The organism is Mycobacterium sp., assembly GCF_002863225.1.
Classification (GTDB): Bacteria; Actinomycetota; Actinomycetes; order Mycobacteriales; family Mycobacteriaceae; genus Mycobacterium.
This window is the reverse complement of record NZ_PKEK01000049.1, coordinates 69432-88001: the sequence shown is the minus strand read 5'-3', so window position 1 is coordinate 88001 and position 18570 is coordinate 69432. Positions and strand designations below refer to the sequence as shown.

Genomic DNA, 18570 nt, shown 5'->3' with positions numbered 1-18570 from the left:
TGGACGCGAAGATCCCTTACCAGGCGATGAGCGCCGAAGAACATGACCGGCTCGCTGCGCTCTACAGGCCGCTGACCGACGATGTCCGCGACCTGATCCAGGCCGTGCTGCGCACCGAGATCGAGCCGGATGCCATCGAGTCGGCGCGGACCGCGATCCGGTCGGCGACCGACGTGCTGCGCAGCAGACAACGCGACGAGACGCAGGTGGTGCGGTACGCGGTCGGGGGACGCCCGGTGGTGTGGGGCAACGCGGTGATCGGCCTGCGCAACGCGATCGCGCCTCCGCTGACCGTCCAGCGCAGCGACGACGCCTTGTCCTGTTGGAGCGAGTTCACCCTCAGCACGGCCTACGAAGGACCACCCGGTTGGGTGCACGGCGGGGTGTGCGCGCTGGTGCTCGACCACGTGCTCGGTGAGGCCGCCAGCGCGGGTCTGACCAAACCGCTGTTCACCGGCACCCTCACGCTGCGATTCGTACGGGGAACCCCACTGGGCAGGCTGCGCGCCGATGCCGCCGTCGAACGCAGCGAGGGCATCAAAACCTTTGTCTCCGGCAATCTTTCGGACTCCGAAGGGGTCACAGTGGAGGCCGAGGGGATTTTCATCACCCCGGCGTGGGCGCGGGCCGCCGAATGAAGTTCTACGTCAGCAGCGCGTTCCTGGACACCAAGGAGATCGTCGAGATCGCGAAGGTGGCCGACGATCTCGGCTACGACGGCATGGCGATCCCCGACCACATCGTCAACCTGGAGACGTTGAACACCCCGTACCCCTACACCAAAGACGGCCGGCGGCGCTGGCAACCGTTCACCGAGTGGCCCGACCCGTGGGTGCTGGTCGGCGCGCTCGCCCAGGTCACGACTCAGCTGCGATTCGTAACCACCGTCTACATCCCGGCGATGCGCAATCCATACTCGGTGGCCAAATCCATTGGCACCGCGGCATATCTGGCTGACGGACGGGTCGAGTTGGGCATCGGCGTCGGCTGGTGTGAAGAAGAGTTCGACCTGATGGAGCAGCCCTTCGCGAAGCGGGGCAAACGCACCGACGAGATGCTGGATCTGATGCGGACATTGTGGTCGCCGGACTGGACGGAATTCGACGGCGAGTTCTATCAGACGCCACGGCTGGAAATGCAGCCCACACCACCGCGAATCCCGATCTACGTCGGCGGGCTCAGCGACATCGCGCTGCGCCGCGCAGCCCGCTACGACGGCTGGATCGGCGACCTGATCGACACCGAGCAGGCCATCGGGGCGGCGAACCGAATTCGTCAGTTGCGGGCCGAAAACAACTTGGGGATGGACGATTTTACCATCCTGACGCCGCTGACCGACGCCTTCACGACCGCCCACTACCACCGGGCGGAAGACGCCGGCATCAGTGGGATCCTGACCATGCCGTGGATGTTCTACTCCGGGCCGGATGCCACGCTGACGCAGAAGATCGACGGCATGAGGAGGTTCCGCAAGGACCTCGCCCTCGACGCTTGAACGTCGGCCTGCATGATGAAGGCTATGTCGGAAATCAGGCCGTATCGCATCGATGTCCCCGCCGCCGTTCTCGACGACTTGCACGAGCGCCTGGCGCGCACCCGCTGGCCGGAGTCCGAGACCGTCGACGACTGGACGCAGGGCATCCCGCTCGCCTACACCCGTGAGTTGGCCGACTACTGGGCCGACGGTTACGACTGGCGCCCACGCGAAGCGGCCCTGAACAAGTTCGACCAGTACCTCACCGAAATCGACGGTCTGGACTTCCATTTCATCCATCAGCGGTCAGCGCACGACGACGCACTGCCACTGGTGTTGACGCACGGCTGGCCGGGTTCGGTGGTGGAGTTCCACAAGGTGATCGAGCCCCTGGTCAATCCGCCGTCAGGCCGCGCCGAGGACGCTTTCCACGTGATCTGCCCGTCGCTGCCCGGTTACGGGTTCTCCGGCAAGCCGACGGGGACCGGCTGGGGCGTGGAAAAGATCGCCGCGACATGGGAGACGTTGGTCGAACGGCTCGGCTACGACCGTTACGGCGCCCAGGGTGGCGACTGGGGTGCGGCGGTCACCACGCAGATCGGCCGCAACGGCGGCCGGTGTGCGGGCATTCACCTGAACATGCCCATCGCGAAACCCGCGGCCGGATCGGACGACTACTCCGAAGACGACCAGAAGGCGCTCGCCGCGTACGTCGAGCACCGCAAATGGGGGACCGGTTACTCCAAGCAGCAATCCACCCGGCCGCAGACGCTGGGCTACGGGCTGGTGGATTCGCCGGTGGGCCAGCTGGCGTGGGTCGTCGAGAAGTTCTGGGCGTGGGCGGATTGCGACGGCCATCCCGAAAAGGTCTTCAGCCGTGACGAATTGCTCGACAACGTGATGATGTACTGGGTCACCGGAAGCGGCGCCTCGTCGGCCCGGCTGTACTGGGAGAGCTTCAACCGGTTCGTCAGCGACGGACGGGTCGAATTGCCCACCGGCGTGGCGTCATTCCCGAAGGAGATCCTGCGCACCCCGCGAGCCTGGTGCGAGGCGGCGTACAACATCACCCGCTGGACGACGATGCCACGCGGTGGGCACTTCGCGGCCTTCGAGCAGCCGGAGTTGTTCGTCGACGACGTCCGGGCGTTCTTCGCGACGGTGCGTTAACCCTCAGCGCCGCAATCTGCCTCGCCGCCGTGCCTCCTCGAGGGCATAGGGACCGCCGCCGGCGAACACCAGCAGGAGGAACGCGAAGCAGTACATCACCGACTCCTCGCCCTGGTTGTTGATCGGGAAGAAGCCCTCCGGAAAGTGGACGCTGAAGTAGGCGAACGCCATTTCCCCGGACGCCAGGAACGCCGCGGGCCGGGTGAACAGTCCGAGCGTGATCAGTGCGCCGGTGATGAGTTCGATCCAGGCGGCGTAGAAGCCGGGCCACTCGCCAACCGACGCAACATGACCCGCGGCCGGCCAGCCGATCACCCCGGACAAGCCGTGGCAGAGGGACAGCAGTCCGAAGATCACCCGAAACACGGACAAGGCGATCGGCAGGTATGAGGTCAGCCGGGCCTCGACATTTTGCGCCATGCGCAGACGATACTTCCTAGAGCTGCATCCAGACCGACTTCGTCTTCATGTACATGTCGATGCCCTCTTTGCCGAACTCGTGGCCCCACCCGGACTGCTTGTGGCCGCCGAACGGCACGTCATGGTCAAAGACCAACTGGCAGTTGACCTGTACGCTGCCGGCCTGCATGCGCCGGACGAGCCGGTGCGCGCGGCCGAGGTTCTCGGTGTAGGCGGTGGCCGCCAGCCCGTAGGTGGTGTCGTTGGCCAGCGCGATGGCCTCGTCTTCGTCGTCGAACGGCAGGATGCTCACCACCGGGCCGAAGATCTCCTGCCGGTAGAGCCGCATCGAGGTGTCGACGTTGGTCAGGACGGTCGGGTGGACGAAGTAACCCTTGCGGTCCAGGCGGTGGCCACCGGTGACCACCTCGACACCCTCGGTCTTACCCTCGTCGATGAACCCCATGACGCGGGTCAGCTGCTTCTGGCTGATCAGCGGCCCGCTGACGCAGCCCTCCTCGCTGGGGCCGCCCAGCTTGAACGTGTTGGCCATCATCGAGATGCCCTCCACGACACGGTCATACACGCCGCGTTGGGCGAAGATCCGCGATCCGCACACACAGCCCTGACCGGAGTGCACGAAGATGCCCAGCGACGCCATCAGGATGGTCTTGTCCATGTCGGCGTCGTCGAAGATCAGCACTGGCGACTTGCCACCGAGTTCGAGAGTGACCTTCTTGAGGTTGTCGGCTGATGCGCGCACGATCTCTTTGCCGACCTCGGTCGAGCCGGTGAAGGCGACCTTCTCGACGTCCGGGTGCGCGGTGATCGCGGCGCCCGCGGTGTGGCCGTAGCCGGTCAGCAGATTCACGACGCCCTCGGGGACCCCGGCCTGATGGATCAGCCGGTCCAGCAGCAGAGCCGAAAGGGGCGTCTCCTCGGCCGGTTTGACGAGCAGGCTGCAGCCGGCGGCCAGCGCGGGGGCGAGCTTGGCGCTGGCGTTGAAGATCGGGCCGTTCCACGGGAAGATCAGGCCGACCACCCCGTAGGGCTCTTTGAGGGTGTAGGCGTGCATGTTGACGTAGGCATCGGTCGCAATGCCGTCGGTCCGCACGTCGTAGGCGACGCCGTTGAGCTTCGAACACCAGCCCGCGTAGTACCGGAAGAATTCCGCGCATGTCGACATCTGAAGGGTGGCCTGCAGCAGCGGCATGCCGGTGTTCAACGAGTCGAGTTGGGCGAATTCGTCGGCGTGCTCGTCGATCAGGTCGGCGATCTTCCACAGCACCTTGGCCCGCTCACGGCCGGGCAGTTGGGACCAGACGCCGGACTCGAAGCTGGCCTTCGCCCGTGCGACCGCTTCGTTGACCGCAGCTTCGCCGCAGTCGGTGAATTCGGTGATGGTCTCTTCGGTGGCGGGGTTGATGACGGCGATCACGTCACCCGAGCCGGGCCGCTTACGGATGTCGTCCAAAACTGTCTGCAGCGCCATCTGATCCCTTCCAACCGTGCACGTCGAATGCTGAGCACCTGCTTAGCACCGCTGACGATACCCGGTCAAGAAAGTCGGAAGCGACAGGCTCGGGCCCCGAGCGCTGTGGTGCAGCGCTTTCGGTCCCAGCCGCGCGCGGCCCTCCGGTCGGGAGTGTGTGTCGGTGCCGGATGGAGCTTCGCGACAGGCTGCGCTGATCGCGGCCTGGCACCGGGGGGCAACGCAAAAGGCGCGGACGCTCGAGTGAGCGCCCGCGCCTTCTGTCGAGGTTGATCTAGACGTCGTAGTAGAGAGCGAATTCGTACGGGTGCGGTCGGATCTGCACTGGCAGGATCTCGTTCTCGCGCTTGTAGCTGATCCACGTCTCGATCAAGTCGGGCGTGAAAACGCCTCCCTCGGTGAGGTATTCGTGGTCGTCCTCCAAGCGGTCGATCACAGCCGACAGCTGGGTGGGAGCCTGCGGGATGTTCGCAGCTTCCTCCGGCGGCAACTCGTAGAGGTCCTTGTCGACCGGCGTCTGCGGCTCGATCTTGTTCTTGATTCCGTCCAGGCCGGCCATCAGCATCGCCGCGAACGCCAGGTACGGGTTACCCGAGCTGTCCGGTGCGCGGAACTCGAGGCGCTTGGCCTTCGGGTTGGTGCCGGTGATCGGGATACGCACGGCCGCAGAGCGGTTGCGCTGGCTGTACACCAGGTTGATCGGGGCCTCGAACCCGGGAACCAGACGCTTGTAGGAGTTCACCGTCGGGTTGGTGAACGCCAGCAGCGACGGCGCGTGGTGCAGCAGGCCGCCGATGTAATGGCGGGCGGTGTCCGACAGCCCGGCGTAGCCGGTCTCGTCGTACATCAACGGGTTGCCGTCTTTCCACAGCGACTGGTGGGTGTGCATACCCGAGCCGTTGTCACCGAACAGCGGCTTGGGCATGAACGTGACAGTCTTGCCCTCCTGCCACGCGGTCTGCTTGACGATGTACTTGTACAGCTGCATGTCGTCGGCCGCGTGCAGCAGCGTGTTGAACTTGTAGTTGATCTCGGCCTGGCCACCGGTGCCCACCTCATGGTGGCCCTTCTCCAGGCTGAAACCCGCGGTGATCAGGTTCTGCAGCATCCTGGCGCGCAGGTCGACGTAGTGGTCGACGGGAGCGACGGGGAAGTAGCCACCCTTTTGGCGGACTTTGTAGCCGCGGTTCGGGCTGCCGTCGAGCTCGGTGGCCGCGCCGGTGTTCCACACGCCGGAGATCGCGTCGACCTCGTAGAACGTGCCGTTGATCTTCGAGTCGAAGCTGACCGAGTCGAAGATGTAGAACTCGGCCTCGGCGCCGAAGTACGCGGTGTCGGCGATGCCGGTGCTCTTCAGGTAGTTCTCCGCCTTGCGCGCGACGTTGCGCGGGTCACGCGAGTACGGCTCGAGGGTGAACGGGTCGTGCACGAAGAAGTTCAGGTTCAGCGTCTTGGCCCGGGTGAACAGGTCGATGTGTGCCGTGCCGGTGTCGGGGAGGAGCAGCATGTCGGACTCGTGGATGGACTGGAATCCACGAATCGAGGAGCCGTCGAATGCCAGGCCTTCCTCGAACACGCTCTCATCGAAGAACGAGATCGGAATTGTGAAGTGCTGCATGATGCCTGGCAGGTCACAGAACCGGACGTCGACGAACTCGACGTGCTCGTCCTTGGCCAGTTTGATGATGTCGTCGGCCGTTTTTTCGGACACCGAAGCGCTCTCCTTTGCTGCGTGCTTCGAACCATTGTGGTCGCTGATGAGCATTCCGTTACGTGGACGTAATTGAAAGCCCGGAACCAGACGCTATGGACGCGATGTTGCCTGCGTCAAACCCCGTGTTACATCCGTGTTACGTGATGCGACCGTCGCGTCCTGGGTCTGGCCAGATGTGACCCTAGAGTGGAGTGATGACCGGCAGCAACCAGCCCCCGCAAACCGGCGGCGCGGGGCCGTCGCAGGGCTATCCGGGACAGCCGCTCGGCCTGCCCGAACACGGTCCGGGCTCCCTGGTCGGCATGGGCCGCCGGTTGGGAGCGTTGATCCTCGACTGGCTGCTGGCGTACGGGCTTGCCGCGCTCGCCATGAAACTGGGGCTGATCACGCTGCAGGGGCTGTCGACGGCGGTGCTGGTGATCTGGCTGTTGCTCGGAATTGTTGCGGTGCGGTTATTTCAGTTCACCCCAGGTCAGTTTGCATTGGGGCTACGAGTCGCGTCGATCGACGAGCGGCAACTCGTCGGGCTGGGCCGGGCGGTTACGCGCGGGGTGTTGATCGCGGTCGTCGTGCCCGCGCTGTTCGTGGACTCAGACGGGCGCGGAATTCAGGACCGGGTGACCGGGACGGCCGTCGTCCGGCGCTAGCTTGGGGCGCCGCTCGTCAGCGACGCCGGGCGGCGCGCTGGACGCCCTTCATCTTCGCGCCCGCCGGCATCGGGCCCTTGGGCATCGCGGCCGTGCCGGCGCGTGAGCCCAAGGCGGCCAGCCGCGACTCCAATGCGTCCATCTGCTTGACGGTGATGTTGGCCGGCAGCTTGGTGAGGTGACGCTCCAGCTTGGACAGCGGAACCTCGCCGTCGCCGTTGCCGACGATGATGTCGTAGATCGGGACGTCGCCGACGAGTCGGGCGGTGCGCTTCTTCTCCTGCGCCAGCAAGGGTTTGACTCGCCCGGCCGAGCCTTCGCCGACCAGGATCACGCCCGGCCGGCCGAGTACCCGGTGGACGGCGTCGAGGTGCCCGGTCGCCGCGACGCCGGGAGTGACGCGCCACTTACCCCGAAGATTGTCCAGCGCCCAGGCGGCGGCACCGGCCTGACCCTCGGCCTTGCCGTACACCGACTTCTGCGCGCGACGACCGAAGATGATAAACGCCACCAGCGCGCCCAACACGACACCCAGCAAAGGCACCGAGATCATCGCGAACCCGCCCGACCACACGCCGATCGCCACGGCGATGCCGACGATCAGCACGAACGCGCCGATCATGTAGGGCAGCAGCCGCTTGTCCTCTTGGCGCTGGATGTTGAATGCCTGCCAGAGCTGGCTGCGGCGTTCTTTACTGGCGGCTTTGCGAGCGGCTTTCGCCTCTGCTCGGGCGGCCTTGCTCGGCTTGGCGGTACGGGTCTTGGCCATAATCGCCAAGAATACTGAAAAGCCCGCCTCAGCTTGGCTGCGCGGTGGGCGTCTGCTGCCGGCGTTGATTGGCCTGCTGGTAGAGCCGCCCCGCTCGATACGACGAACGCACCAGCGGACCGGCCAGCACTCCGGCGAACCCGAGTTGGTCGGCGTACTGCTCGTAGGAGACGAACTCGTCGGGGTGGACCCAGCGGTCGACCGGGTGATGCCGTGTCGTGGGGCGCAGGTACTGGGTGATGGTGACGATGTCACAGCCCGCGGCGTGCAGATCGTCGAGCGCGGCGCGCACCTCGTCGGGCGTCTCACCCATTCCCAGGATGAGGTTGCTCTTGGTGACCAGCCCAAAATCACGCGCGGCGGTCAGCACATCGAGGCTGCGCTGATACGTGAACGCCGGACGGATCCGCTTGAAGATGCGCGGCACGGTTTCGACGTTGTGCGCCAACACTTCTGGGCGGGCTTCGAACACCTCGCGCAGCTGCTCGGCGTTGCCGTTGAAGTCGGGGATCAACAATTCCACGCCGGTGGACGGGTTGAGCTGCTTGATGGCCCGCACGGTCTCGGCGTACAGCCACGCGCCGCCGTCGGGCAGGTCGTCGCGGGCCACCCCGGTCACCGTGGAGTAGCGCAGGCCCATTGCCTGGACGCTCTCGGCGACCCGGCGCGGTTCGTCGCGGTCCAGCGGGGCCGGCTTGCCGGTGTCGATCTGGCAGAAGTCGCAGCGGCGGCTGCAGACTTCACCGCCGATCAGGAACGTCGCCTCGCGGTCTTCCCAGCACTCGTAGATGTTGGGGCAGCCGGCCTCTTCGCACACCGTGTGCAAGCCCTCACGGCGGACCAGCTTCTTCAGCTCGGTGTACTCCGGCCCCATCCGCAGCCGGGTCTTGATCCACGGCGGCTTGCGCTCGATCGGGGTCTCTGCGTTACGCACTTCGAGGCGCAGCAGTTTGCGACCTTCGGGGGTAACGGTCATGAGTCGATTCTACGCGGGCGCCGGCGCGCTCAACTGTTCGGCGACGAGGCTCGCGCAGCGGTGGTCGCGGGAGCCGGACCGGACGTCAGGCGGACCGCCAGCCGTCCGTCGAGGGCGTCGCAGACCGCGTCGGCGAGGGTCTTCCGAACGTCGTCGACCCCCACCCGATGGCCCAATTCGGCCGAGATCGAGGTGACGCCGGCGTCGCTGATGCCGCACGGGACGATGGAGGTGAACGCGTCGAGGTCGCAGTCGCAGTTGAGCGCGAAGCCGTGCAGGGTGGTCGCTCGCGCCACCCGCACGCCGATCGCCCCGACTTTGCGTGCCGGCCGCCCGCCGCCGGGCGGCACCCATACTCCGGATCGCCCGTCGACGCGCTCGACCCGCAGGCCGATGTCGGTGCACACCTTGATCAGTGCTTCCTCGATCCGCCGGACGTAGTTGACCACGTCGAGTGGCTCGGCCAGCCCGATGATCGGATAGCCGACCAGTTGGCCCGGTCCGTGCCAGGTGATCTTGCCGCCGCGGTCGGTGTCGACGACCGGGGTGCCGTCGGTCGGTCGCTCTTCAGCGGTGGTGCGGCGCCCTGCGGTGTACACCGAGGGATGTTCGAGCAGCAGCAGTGTGTCGGGGCCTCCGTCGGCCCGGGCGCCGGCCAACTCCTGCTGCAAGTCCCAGGCGGCCCGATAGTCGACTCTCTGCATCTGCCGGATGTCGATTGCGGCGTCGCTGGAGCGGATCGAACTCACTCCGCCGACGCTACAACTCGAACCTGATCGCACCCTGACAGGTGCTAGGCGATGTCGCGGCCGGCGGTGGCGTAGCGCACCGCCTCGCCGACGGTGTTGTGGTGGAACTCGAAGCCGGCACCTTCCAGGACAGCCGGGATGGCCCGCTGACCGGTCAGCAACGCCTCGTCGGCCAACTCGCCGAGCGCGGCGCGCACCGCAAAGCCCGGCACCATCAACGGGGTGGCCCGGCCGAGCGCGCGGCCCAGCACCGCGGTGAATTCGGCGTTGGTGACCGGCGCGGGGCCGGTGAGATTCACCGCTCCGGAGAGCCGGGCGTCGGAAATCGCCAACTGCAGTGCCCGGACGGTGTCTTCCAGGCTGATCCACGACATGTATTGGCGTCCATTGCCCAGCCGGGCGCCCAGGCCGATCGAGAACAGCGGCCGAAGCTGGCGCAGCGCGCCGCCCGCCGCGGCGAGCACCACCCCGGTGCGGGCCAGCACCACCCGGGCCCCGGCATCTCGGGCCGGCGCGGTGACCGCCTCCCAGTCGGTGCACAGTTGCGCCAGGAAACCTGTTCCCGCCGAACTGGTTTCGTCGACCACACGGTCCTTGGTGTCGCCGTAGTAACCGACCGCGCTGGCGTTGACGAGCACGCCGACGCCGGCATCGGCGACGGCGGTGGACAACACTTCGGTCGGGGTGATCCGGCTGTCGCGCAGGGATTGTTTGAACGCCCCCGACCAGCGGCGGCTGCCGACGTTGACGCCGCACATGTTCACCACCGCGTCCACGCCGTTCAGGACGCCGGCGTCGAGTTCACCGCGTTCGGGATCCCAGTGCAGCTCGCCGGCGTTGGCCGGCGTCCGCCGCACGATGCGCAACACCTGGTAGTCGGCGGTGCGCAGGGCAGTGGCCAGAGCCGAGCCGAGCAGGCCGGACGATCCGGCGATCGCGACAGTGGCGGCCACGAGTCAAGCCCCCCTACAGACCCAGGTCGGCCTCGAACGCGCCTTCTTCGAGGCGGTGCCGGATGGTGGTGAGGAATCGCCCGGCGTCGGCACCGTCGATCAAGCGGTGGTCGTAGGTCAGCGGCAGGTACGAGATCGACCGCACGCCGATCGATTCGTTGCCGGTCTCGTCGACCACCACCCGGGGTCGCTTGACGATCGCGCCGGTGCCCAGCATCGCGGCCTGTGGCGGAACCAGGATCGGCGTGTCGAACAACGCGCCCTGGCTGCCGATGTTGGTGATGGTGAAGGTGCCGCCGGACAGTTCGTCGGGCCGGAGGTCGCCGGAGCGGGCGCGTGCGGCGATGTCGGCGATGGCGCGGGCCAGGCCGGCCAGCGACAGGTCGCCGGCGTTGTGCACGACGGGGGAGAGCAGGCCCTGCTCGGTGTCGACCGCGAAGCCGAGATGCTCGGCGTCGTAGTAGGTGATCTCTTTGCTGTCCTCGTTGTAGCTGGCGTTGATGTTCGGGTGCGCTTTGAGCGCGTCGATCGTGGCGCGGGCGATGAACGGAAGGAAGGTCAGGTTCACCCCTTCGCGCTCGGCGAACGCATTTTTCGCCCGGTTGCGCAGCGCGACGATGCGGGTCATGTCGACTTCGTGGGTCTGGGTGAGCTGCGCGGTCGCCTGCAGCGACTCCCGGGTCTTCTTGGCGGTGATCTGCCGGATCCGGCTGGCCTTCTGCGTGGTCCCGCGCAGGTGCGCCAGTGCCGGCGGGGCAGCCGGAGCGCTGGGCCTGGCGGCGGCCGGGGCGGTCGCGGGCGGTGCGGGTGCCGCGGCCTCCGGCGCCTTTTCGGTTTGGGCCTTCTTCTGTTCCGCAGCGGCCAGCACATCCTGCTTGCGGATGCGTCCGCCGACACCGGTTCCGTTCAGCGAGCCGAGGTCGATGTCGTTCTCCGCGGCCAGCTTTCGCACCAGGGGAGTGACGTAGGGGGCGCCGTCGCCGCCCGGTTGCGGCGCGGGCTCGGCGGCCGGCTGCGGCGCGGGCTCGGCCGGCTTGGGTGCGGGTTCGGCAGCCGGCTTCGCGGCGGGCGCGGGTGGCGGGGGCGGAGCCGGTGTGGCTTGTGGTGCGGGGGCGGCCTGCGGCGCCGGTGCCGGCGGTGCGGCCTGGGGGGCCGGTGCGGCGGCTTCGGGTGCGGGCGCGGCGGCGCCGGAGCCGATGCGGGCCAGCTCGCCGCCGACCTCCACCGTGACGTCTTCCTCGGCGGTGATGCTGATCAGCGTGCCCGCCACGGGCGACGGGATCTCGGTGTCGACTTTGTCGGTGGAAACCTCGACCAGCGGCTCGTCGACCTCGACGGTGTCGCCGACCTTCTTCAGCCAACGGGTCACGGTGCCCTCGGTGACGGACTCCCCGAGTTCGGGCATCAACACCGGCTGGGAGTCACCGCCCCCACTCTGGTCGGCTGCGGCCGCCGGGGCGGCCGGGGGCTCGGTGTCGGTCTGCGGCTCGGGCTCGGCGTTGTTCTGCGGCTCGGGCTCGGGTTCGGGCTGCGGTTCCGGCTGCGCTGCAGGCTGTTCGGCGGGCTGCTCGTCACCCTGCAAGGCTTCCGACGCGTCGCCGATCACGGCCAGTTCGCCGCCGACCTCGACGGTGTCGTCCTCGTGGGCGACGATCTTGGTCAGTACTCCCGCTGCGGGCGAAGGGATCTCGGTGTCGACCTTGTCGGTGGACACTTCCAGCAGCGGCTCGTCGCGCTCGACGGTGTCGCCTTCTTGCTTCAGCCAGCGGGTTACGGTTCCCTCGGTCACGCTCTCACCGAGTGCCGGCATCTGCACTGAGAAGGCCATGGACGTCGACTCCTCGATAGATCGGTCGGTGGGCGCGGGTCGACCTCCGGCTTACCACAGCGCGGTGTACCGAAGCTGCACCCGTGATTACCGAAACCATCCTGTCACTGCGGCGACGTCGGCACACAACCAGGGCACGCCGGTGGCACCGGAATTCGGCGGTTGCCGGAAGTGGTGAAATGCCGCCGTCGGTGCAATGTGAGCCACATCTCATTTGCAGGTTTGACGCCGATAATTCACTGCAATCCAGCCAGGCGAATGTCCAATTAATTGGACTTCAACGCCGCTCAGACGGACGGATGCCCTGTCAGAGGCCTGAAATAATCGGCTTTTAACGCAATTGGCATTCCTTTAAGCCGGGAACTTGGATATCTTGTTTCGCGTGTACCCCGATGACAGCGGCAAAGAACTGGCCACCGTGCTCTCCTATCTGGCAGGACGCTCCCTGAGCAGAGAAGAGATCTGGACCGCGATGGAACTCCCGCGGTCCACTTATTACGACCAGTTGGACAAAGGCACCTTGATCACGGCCGATAATTTGCGGGTCGCGGCCGCCAACCTCGGCATCAACCGGGCCGAGCTGTTGACGCGATACCGGTTCATCGAGCCCGACGAGGTCACTGCGCTGGCCGAGGAGATCCGCGGCAGCACGCAGGTCCACGCGGTCGCGGGCGGCGGGAACGTCAAGACGCTCCAGCAGCCGACCAAGATCGCGGAGTGGCGCCCCCGCTCTGACGCGCCTCCGCTGTAAGTCTCAATTTCGTACGAGGTTTTGCTGTGGCACTTACCGCTCTCATCATCATCACCCTGGCGTGCATCGGCTGGAGTCTCTGGATCCGCAGGGTCACCTGGCATTGCCGCTGGGAGGTAGCGGCAACGCTCAACATCGCGCTGCAAGGATTGACCGTCGCCCTGATGTCTCCCTTGGCCGCCGACACCCTCGGTGTGGTGTTACACGACCTCACCGGCGTGTGGAATCTACAGAACTACCTCGGGCACGACTGCTACGTCGTTGCGGCTTCGGCAATTGTGTACAACGCCCTGGGTCGTATCACTGACGATCACCTGCTGCAGAAAACCTTCAAGCAATATGTCGAGCGTCCCGCCACGCTCTGCATCCCGCTGTTGCTGGCGACCTTCACCCTCAGCCGCGGCAGCAAGACATACGCCCGAGACTTCTTCGCGTTGCCCACCGATTTCTGGCTGAGCGTCTACTGGATTTTGTTGTGCGGCACCCTGATCTACCTGCTCGGCTTCGGCTTCCGCGCCATGCTTGTCCTGCGCAAAGACCCTCGCTCGACGACCATCGCCACGCTGTATCTGCTGGCCTGCGGCAGCGGCATGATGGCCTGCTCGGTGCGCATCATCACCGCGCTGGTGCCGGCCATCCAGGGCCCGGTGGACGCGGCGTTGGTCTGGTTCTTCGCCTGCGGCTGCGGTGCCGGTTTCGCGGTCACCTCGGCCTACTCCTGGCAGCAGAAAGTCCGGTGGTTCAGCCGGCCGTCGGTCGGCGGCTAGCTAGCCGTTCGCTGCGATGTCTTCCAGCACCGCGAACATGGTGCGGGTCGGCACACCGGTACCTCCCTTGGGCGTGTAACCCCAAGGGCCGCCGGTGTTGTAGGCCGGCGCGGCCACGTCGATGTGCGCCCAGTTGACGCCGTCGGCGACGAACTCGCGCAGGAACACACCGGCCACCAGCATTCCGGCGAACCGCTGACCGCTGATGTTGGCCAGGTCGGCCACCGTCGACTTGAGGTCGTCTTTCAATTCGTCGGGCAGTGGCATCGGCCAGCCGTTCTCGCCGATTTGCTGGGAGATCGCGGCCACCCGGTCGCGGAACTCTTCGCTGCCCATCACCCCCGGCGTGCGCGCGCCGAGGGCGACCGTCTGCGCGCCGGTGAGTGTCGAGGTCTCGATCAGATAATCGGGATCGTCCTCGCAGGCCCGGACGATCGCGTCGGCCAGAATCAGCCGACCTTCGGCGTCGGTGTTGAGCACCTCGACGGTGATACCGCCGTACTGGGTCAGCACGTCGCCGGGACGCTGGGCGGTCGCCGACGGCATGTTCTCGGCCATCGGCACGGTGGCGATCACGTCGATCGGAAGATCCAGTTGCGCGGCCAGCGCCACGGTCGCGATCACCGCCGCCGCCCCGCCCATGTCGGACGTCATGTGATGCATCGAGGCGGCCGGCTTGATCGAGATGCCGCCGGTGTCGAACGTGACGCCCTTGCCGACCAGCGCGACCCGCTTGGCCTGCTTGGGCTTTTTGGCCAGCCGCGACCCGCGGTGCGACAGCCGCACCAAACGTGGCAGCCGCGACGAGCCCTGCCCGACGCCGACGATGCCGCCGTAGCCGTTCTTCTGCAGGGCTTTGTCGTCGAGGATCTCGACCTCCAGTCCGACTGATTCACCCAGAGCCTTTGCACGGCTGGCGAATTCGGCAGGAAAAAGGTGGCTGGGCGGGGTGTTGACGAAATCGCGCGCGGTGGCGACGGCGGTGGCGACCGCCGCGCCGTGTGCGGCCTGCGCCTTGGCGGCCTTGTCGGTGGACAGCGCCGTGATGCTGCGCAGGCCCGGGTCTTTCGGCGCCGTCTTGTCGGTGCGGAAGGCGGTGAAGCGGTAGCCGCCCAGCACCAACCCTTCGACCGCTGCCTCCAGCACACCGTCACCCGGCAGTGCGCCCAGCGTGGTGATCGCGGCTTCGGCGCCGCCCAACGCCCGGGCCGCTGACCCCGCCGCCCGCCGGATCAGTTCCGCCGAGAACTCGTCGCGCGGCTTGCCGAGTCCGACGGTGAGCACGCTCGCGACCGGCAACGACTTCACCACCAGGCGGTGCACCTGCTCGACGGCGCCGGTGGCGTTCAGTGCCCGCAGCCCGTCCGCGATTTCGGTGACCGCTTCTTTGGGCAGGAAGGGATCCGCGGCCGCAACCGCGGCGCCCGGCTCGTCGTTGACGTCCTCGGGACCCGACGACACCACCGGGATGACCAGCACCGCCGACTTTGCACCGCGGCGGGGCAGCGACGCAGCGACGGAGACAGCAGGGGCAAGGTAACCGGGTTGGGTGCTCACAAATGTCAACCCTAACGACCGTCGTATTCGGCCGCCCGCCGCCCGTGTTTCACCCCTGCTCAAGGCGTTGGTGCGACTACTATTTCGGCGATGCCGACGGGACAGATGGCCGATTCCTGCGTGCTGTGGACCGGCTTTGACATATCGATCGTGGCGCGCAACTACGCGCAGCTGGCCGGTGTCCTGGCCGGGTTCGCGTTCGTGGTCATCAACCTGGTGCTCGACCGCGGTTACCGGCGCCGCGGCGATGGCAAACCGCGCGGAACGCAGGAGGTCGAGCACGAGTCGCTGACCGGGGTCGCGCTGATGAGTGCTTTCCTCGGACTATTCCTGTCGGCGATCCAGTACAGCTTGCTGGCGGGCGAGAATGGCTGCTCGCTCACCGGCGGCCGGGCGTCGTCGGCGGAATTGCTGGGCGCCATATCGTTTGTCGCCTCGGTCTACATGCTGCTGTATGCGGTCGTGCAGTTCGTATCGGGTTCGGCGGAGACCCTGGCCAGACACTGCGTTTTCATTGTCGCAGTGCTGGTTCCACCGATCGCGGTGTTCTTCATCGAGGCGGCGCTGTCGGATCTGGCGCTGGCCCTGGCCGACAAGAAAACCCGGGAGCCTCTAGAGCCGTTGTGGAGTGACGCCAACAAACTCGGGTTGCCGATCGCGCTGACGGTGCTGGTGGTGTGCGCGACGATCTGGTGGATCGGACGTGCCAGGCGCGGCTCGGCGGCGGGGTCGAGTGCGCGGGTGCAGAAGTTCCGGACCGCTCTGCCGTACGTCACCGTCGCGGTGGTGGTCGGCGACGTGGTGTGCGCGTTGACGGCGCTACCGGCGCGAAATCCGTCCGCCCATCTCGCTCCCGCCCAAGCATGGCTGTGGGTAGGGATTTTCGCGGCCCTGCTGGTGGCTCAGAGCTCGGCTCTGTCTTTGCAGACCGGAGTCGAAGTCGCCTATGTGGAGCCTCAATCCGCGGAGCGACCCAGCTCGTAGGCAACGACGGGCGCGTCGAAACCCTTGAGCTGCAACGGCTCCTGCTCCACCACGGGCCAATCCGGGATGCGCTTGTAGACGTCCTCGGTGATGAGGATCTGTCCGGGCGCCGCGGCAGCGACGAGGCGCGCCGCCAAGTTGACCGCGTTGCCGAAGTAGTCGCCGCTCAATGTCAGGACCTCGCCGAAGCCGAGCCCGGCGCGAACCTGCAGGCCCTCTTCGCGGGCGCGCGGGTGGTCGACCAGGTCGAGCGCCGCACGCGCCAGCCGTTCCGGTTCCGCGCTGACCCACATCACCGCGTCGCCGATGAATTTCACGATCCGTCCGCCGTCCGCGTGCACGATGTCGCTGACCGTGGCGCCGAATTCGTTGAGCAGAGCCGATAATTCGGCGGGCGTGAGCGCCTGCGTCAGCGCGGTGAAGCCGGACAGGTCGGCAAACCCGACGCCGCATTCCAAACCGGCCGACGGGCCGCGAGCCATGCCTTCGATGAAGGTCCGGGTGCTCACCAGATGGTGGCGGTGGATCGCGTCGATCATCGCCCCGATGCGGGGGATGAACGCGGCGGCCTTGTGGTAGGCCTGCGCGGTGGCCAACTCGTCACCGGTGTAGCCGAGCCACATCTGCGGGGTGCTCGTCCGGATCATCGACGACGCCGCCTCGGCGAGTCGGGCGACTGACGCACCGAGCACCCGCAGGAAGCCGTCGGCGGCGTCGTCACCCATTTCGCTGCGCATCGCGACCCACGTCGCCAGGCCGTCGACGTCGGCCTGGCTCAAGATCGGCGCGTCCGCGTCGGCGACGGTCAGGCCGAGCATGGACCAGCCGTACTCGACGTCCTGCACGCTCACGCCGATCGACTCCGCGGCGCTACGCAGCGTGTGGGCCGGCGGACCGGACCGCAGCAACATGTCACCGGCCAGCCCGAACAGCCGCCCATTGCGTTCGGCCTCGGCCATTTCGTCCACCGAGTAACCGAGGCTTAGCAGGTACGCGAGCAGGCCGGCCCGCTCGCGTGGATCGGCGATCCCAGCGGCCTCGATGGCCTCGAAGTCCGGCGAATCGACCACCGGCCCAGTGTGCCAGCCCGCCGGCGACGCTGCCTTCCGATTGGCGGAGGGGGAGGAGGCGGGCAGCTAGACAGGACTCGCATAGGGTGAAATGTCGTGAGCGATCTGTTGCACGGACCACTGGCCGAGCGTCACCGCGAACACGGCGCGAGTTTCGCCGAATTCGGCGGATGGCTGATGCCGGTCTCCTATGCCGGCACCGTGGCCGAGCACACCGCCACCCGCAACGCCGTCGGGCTGTTCGACGTCAGCCACCTGGGCAAGGCATTGATCAAAGGCCCCGGCGCCGCCCGGTTCGCCAACGCCACGCTGACCAACGACCTCAATCGCATCGAGCCGGGCAAGGCGCAATACACGTTGTGCTGCAACGAATCCGGCGGTGTCATCGATGACCTGATCGCCTATTACGTCGACCCCGACGAAATCTTCCTGGTGCCCAACGCCGCCAACACCGCGGCCGTCGTCGCCGCATTGCAGAGTGCGGCGCCCGCAGAGGTGACCGTCACCGACGAGCATCGGTCGTTTGCCGTGCTGGCCGTGCAGGGGCCGCGCTCGTCGGAGGTGCTCGCAAGCCTGGGCCTGCCCACCGCGATGGACTACATGGGTTACGCCGACGCGAGCCTGGAGGGCGTGCCGGTGCGGGTGTGCCGCAGCGGCTACACCGGCGAATCCGGCTACGAGCTGCTGCCACCCTGGGACTCCGCCGAGGTGGTCTTCGACGCGTTGTTGCCCGCGGTGCAGCGGGCCGGCGGGCAGCTGGCCGGCCTCGGGGCGCGCGACACGCTGCGTACCGAGATGGGTTATCCGCTGCACGGTCACGAACTCTCGGCGGACATCTCGCCGCTGCAGGCCCGCTGCGGCTGGGCGATCGGCTGGAAGAAGGACGCCTTCTTCGGCCGGGACGCGCTGCTTGCCGAGAAGGAATCCGGCCCGCCGCGGCTGCTGCGCGGACTGCGCGCGGTCGGTCGCGGTGTGCTGCGACCCGACCTCAATGTCCTGAACGGCGACGCTGTCGTCGGCGTCACCACATCCGGCACGTTCTCCCCGACGTTGAAGATCGGTATCGCCCTGGCGCTCGTCGACGTCGACGCCGGGATCGAAGACGGCCAGCACGTCACGGTCGACGTTCGCGGGCGCGGGATCGAGTGCGAGGTCGTGAAGCCGCCCTTCGTCGAGGCGAAAACTCGTTAGCGCCCGGCTATACAATCACCTGATGACCAGCGCCGACGCAGATCGACAGGGCAGTGCGATCCGGAAAGGCCCGCAGGAG

Annotated in this window: 18 protein-coding genes; 8 read left to right on the top strand and 10 right to left on the bottom strand. The window is 67.0% G+C overall.

What is annotated here, in order from left to right; translation table 11 throughout:
- Window positions 1-26 precede the first annotated feature (26 nt).
- The 3 genes from CYU59_RS15630 to CYU59_RS15620 are packed head-to-tail and all read left to right on the top strand — an operon-like array spanning window position 27 to window position 2644.
- Window positions 27-638: a PaaI family thioesterase gene (locus CYU59_RS15630; protein ID WP_292991382.1), complete on the top strand. Its 612-nt coding sequence runs from the start codon at window positions 27-29 to the stop codon at window positions 636-638.
- Window positions 635-1495 carry a TIGR03619 family F420-dependent LLM class oxidoreductase gene (locus CYU59_RS15625; protein ID WP_292991184.1) on the top strand — a complete coding sequence of 287 codons (861 nt, stop codon included), beginning with the start codon at window positions 635-637 and terminating at the stop codon, window positions 1493-1495. The genes CYU59_RS15630 and CYU59_RS15625 overlap by 4 nt, the downstream gene beginning before the upstream one ends.
- 24 nt (window positions 1496-1519) lie before the next feature.
- Entirely contained in the window at window positions 1520-2644 is a 1125-nt protein-coding gene (locus CYU59_RS15620; protein WP_292991183.1) for an epoxide hydrolase, read from the top strand.
- Window positions 2645-2647: 3 nt separating this feature from the next.
- Here CYU59_RS15620 and CYU59_RS15615 read toward each other — a convergent pair whose 3' ends face one another.
- The 3 genes from CYU59_RS15615 to glnA form a co-directional block, all read right to left on the bottom strand.
- A complete protein-coding gene (locus CYU59_RS15615) occupies window positions 2648-3064 on the bottom strand; it encodes a DoxX family protein (RefSeq protein WP_292991182.1) in 417 nt (138 codons plus the stop codon).
- Between the two features lie 16 nt (window positions 3065-3080).
- Window positions 3081-4535 carry an aldehyde dehydrogenase family protein gene (locus CYU59_RS15610; protein ID WP_292991180.1) on the bottom strand — a complete coding sequence of 485 codons (1455 nt, stop codon included), beginning with the start codon at window positions 4533-4535 and terminating at the stop codon, window positions 3081-3083.
- A gap of 274 nt (window positions 4536-4809) precedes the next feature.
- Window positions 4810-6246 (bottom strand): type I glutamate--ammonia ligase, encoded by a 1437-nt coding sequence (glnA, locus tag CYU59_RS15605; RefSeq protein ID WP_292991177.1) that lies wholly within the window; start codon window positions 6244-6246, stop codon window positions 4810-4812.
- Between the two features lie 197 nt (window positions 6247-6443).
- Between glnA and CYU59_RS15600 the strand changes: the two genes are divergently transcribed.
- A complete protein-coding gene (locus CYU59_RS15600; RefSeq protein WP_292991174.1) occupies window positions 6444-6896 on the top strand; it encodes an RDD family protein in 453 nt (150 codons plus the stop codon).
- Window positions 6897-6912: 16 nt separating this feature from the next.
- On the opposite strand, the gene CYU59_RS15595 is transcribed toward CYU59_RS15600, so the two are convergent.
- The 5 genes from CYU59_RS15595 to sucB are packed head-to-tail and all read right to left on the bottom strand — an operon-like array spanning window position 6913 to window position 12171.
- Entirely contained in the window at window positions 6913-7665 is a 753-nt protein-coding gene (locus tag CYU59_RS15595; protein ID WP_292991172.1) for a DUF4191 domain-containing protein, read from the bottom strand.
- Between the two features lie 28 nt (window positions 7666-7693).
- Complete coding sequence (gene lipA, locus CYU59_RS15590; RefSeq protein ID WP_292991170.1) at window positions 7694-8641, bottom strand: lipoyl synthase; 948 nt, start codon at window positions 8639-8641, stop codon at window positions 7694-7696.
- A 29-nt stretch (window positions 8642-8670) separates the two neighbouring features.
- Entirely contained in the window at window positions 8671-9390 is a 720-nt protein-coding gene (lipB, locus tag CYU59_RS15585) for a lipoyl(octanoyl) transferase LipB (RefSeq protein ID WP_292991168.1), read from the bottom strand.
- Window positions 9391-9434: 44 nt separating this feature from the next.
- On the bottom strand, window positions 9435-10343 hold the full coding sequence (locus tag CYU59_RS15580; protein ID WP_292991166.1) for a TIGR01777 family oxidoreductase: 909 nt from the start codon (window positions 10341-10343) through the stop codon (window positions 9435-9437).
- 13 nt (window positions 10344-10356) lie between these two features.
- Window positions 10357-12171: a 2-oxoglutarate dehydrogenase, E2 component, dihydrolipoamide succinyltransferase gene (gene sucB, locus CYU59_RS15575; RefSeq protein WP_292991164.1), complete on the bottom strand. Its 1815-nt coding sequence runs from the start codon at window positions 12169-12171 to the stop codon at window positions 10357-10359.
- Between the two features lie 382 nt (window positions 12172-12553).
- Between sucB and CYU59_RS15570 the strand changes: the two genes are divergently transcribed.
- The gene (locus CYU59_RS15570) at window positions 12554-12922 is read left to right on the top strand and encodes a hypothetical protein (protein WP_292991162.1); all 369 of its coding nucleotides are present in this window, start codon (window positions 12554-12556) and stop codon (window positions 12920-12922) included.
- A 26-nt stretch (window positions 12923-12948) separates the two neighbouring features.
- Window positions 12949-13689: a hypothetical protein gene (locus CYU59_RS15565; protein ID WP_292991160.1), complete on the top strand. Its 741-nt coding sequence runs from the start codon at window positions 12949-12951 to the stop codon at window positions 13687-13689.
- Here the strand turns inward: CYU59_RS15565 and CYU59_RS15560 are convergent, their stop codons facing one another.
- The gene (locus CYU59_RS15560; RefSeq protein ID WP_292991158.1) at window positions 13690-15246 is read right to left on the bottom strand and encodes a leucyl aminopeptidase; all 1557 of its coding nucleotides are present in this window, start codon (window positions 15244-15246) and stop codon (window positions 13690-13692) included. It lies immediately after the preceding gene.
- A 90-nt stretch (window positions 15247-15336) separates the two neighbouring features.
- On the opposite strand from CYU59_RS15560, the gene CYU59_RS15555 reads away from it, so the two are divergent.
- A complete protein-coding gene (locus CYU59_RS15555; RefSeq protein ID WP_292991157.1) occupies window positions 15337-16230 on the top strand; it encodes a hypothetical protein in 894 nt (297 codons plus the stop codon).
- Here CYU59_RS15555 and CYU59_RS15550 read toward each other — a convergent pair.
- Window positions 16203-17300 (bottom strand): adenylate/guanylate cyclase domain-containing protein, encoded by a 1098-nt coding sequence (locus CYU59_RS15550; protein WP_292991155.1) that lies wholly within the window; start codon window positions 17298-17300, stop codon window positions 16203-16205. The two genes, CYU59_RS15555 and CYU59_RS15550, sit on opposite strands and share 28 nt — an antisense overlap.
- A gap of 96 nt (window positions 17301-17396) precedes the next feature.
- Between CYU59_RS15550 and gcvT the strand changes: the two genes are divergently transcribed.
- A complete protein-coding gene (gcvT, locus tag CYU59_RS15545; protein ID WP_292991153.1) occupies window positions 17397-18491 on the top strand; it encodes a glycine cleavage system aminomethyltransferase GcvT in 1095 nt (364 codons plus the stop codon).
- Window positions 18492-18570 lie beyond the last annotated feature (79 nt).

Coding starts and splice junctions, on each gene's coding strand:
- CYU59_RS15630 (WP_292991382.1), top strand. CDS start 27: ATGAGCGCCGAAGAACATGACCGGCTCGCTGCGCTCTACAGGCCGCTG.
- CYU59_RS15625 (WP_292991184.1), top strand. CDS start 635: ATGAAGTTCTACGTCAGCAGCGCGTTCCTGGACACCAAGGAGATCGTC.
- CYU59_RS15620 (WP_292991183.1), top strand. CDS start 1,520: ATGTCGGAAATCAGGCCGTATCGCATCGATGTCCCCGCCGCCGTTCTC.
- CYU59_RS15615 (WP_292991182.1), bottom strand. CDS start 3,064: ATGGCGCAAAATGTCGAGGCCCGGCTGACCTCATACCTGCCGATCGCC.
- CYU59_RS15610 (WP_292991180.1), bottom strand. CDS start 4,535: ATGGCGCTGCAGACAGTTTTGGACGACATCCGTAAGCGGCCCGGCTCG.
- CYU59_RS15600 (WP_292991174.1), top strand. CDS start 6,444: ATGACCGGCAGCAACCAGCCCCCGCAAACCGGCGGCGCGGGGCCGTCG.
- CYU59_RS15595 (WP_292991172.1), bottom strand. CDS start 7,665: ATGGCCAAGACCCGTACCGCCAAGCCGAGCAAGGCCGCCCGAGCAGAG.
- lipA (WP_292991170.1), bottom strand. CDS start 8,641: ATGACCGTTACCCCCGAAGGTCGCAAACTGCTGCGCCTCGAAGTGCGT.
- sucB (WP_292991164.1), bottom strand. CDS start 12,171: ATGGCCTTCTCAGTGCAGATGCCGGCACTCGGTGAGAGCGTGACCGAG.
- CYU59_RS15555 (WP_292991157.1), top strand. CDS start 15,337: ATGCCGACGGGACAGATGGCCGATTCCTGCGTGCTGTGGACCGGCTTT.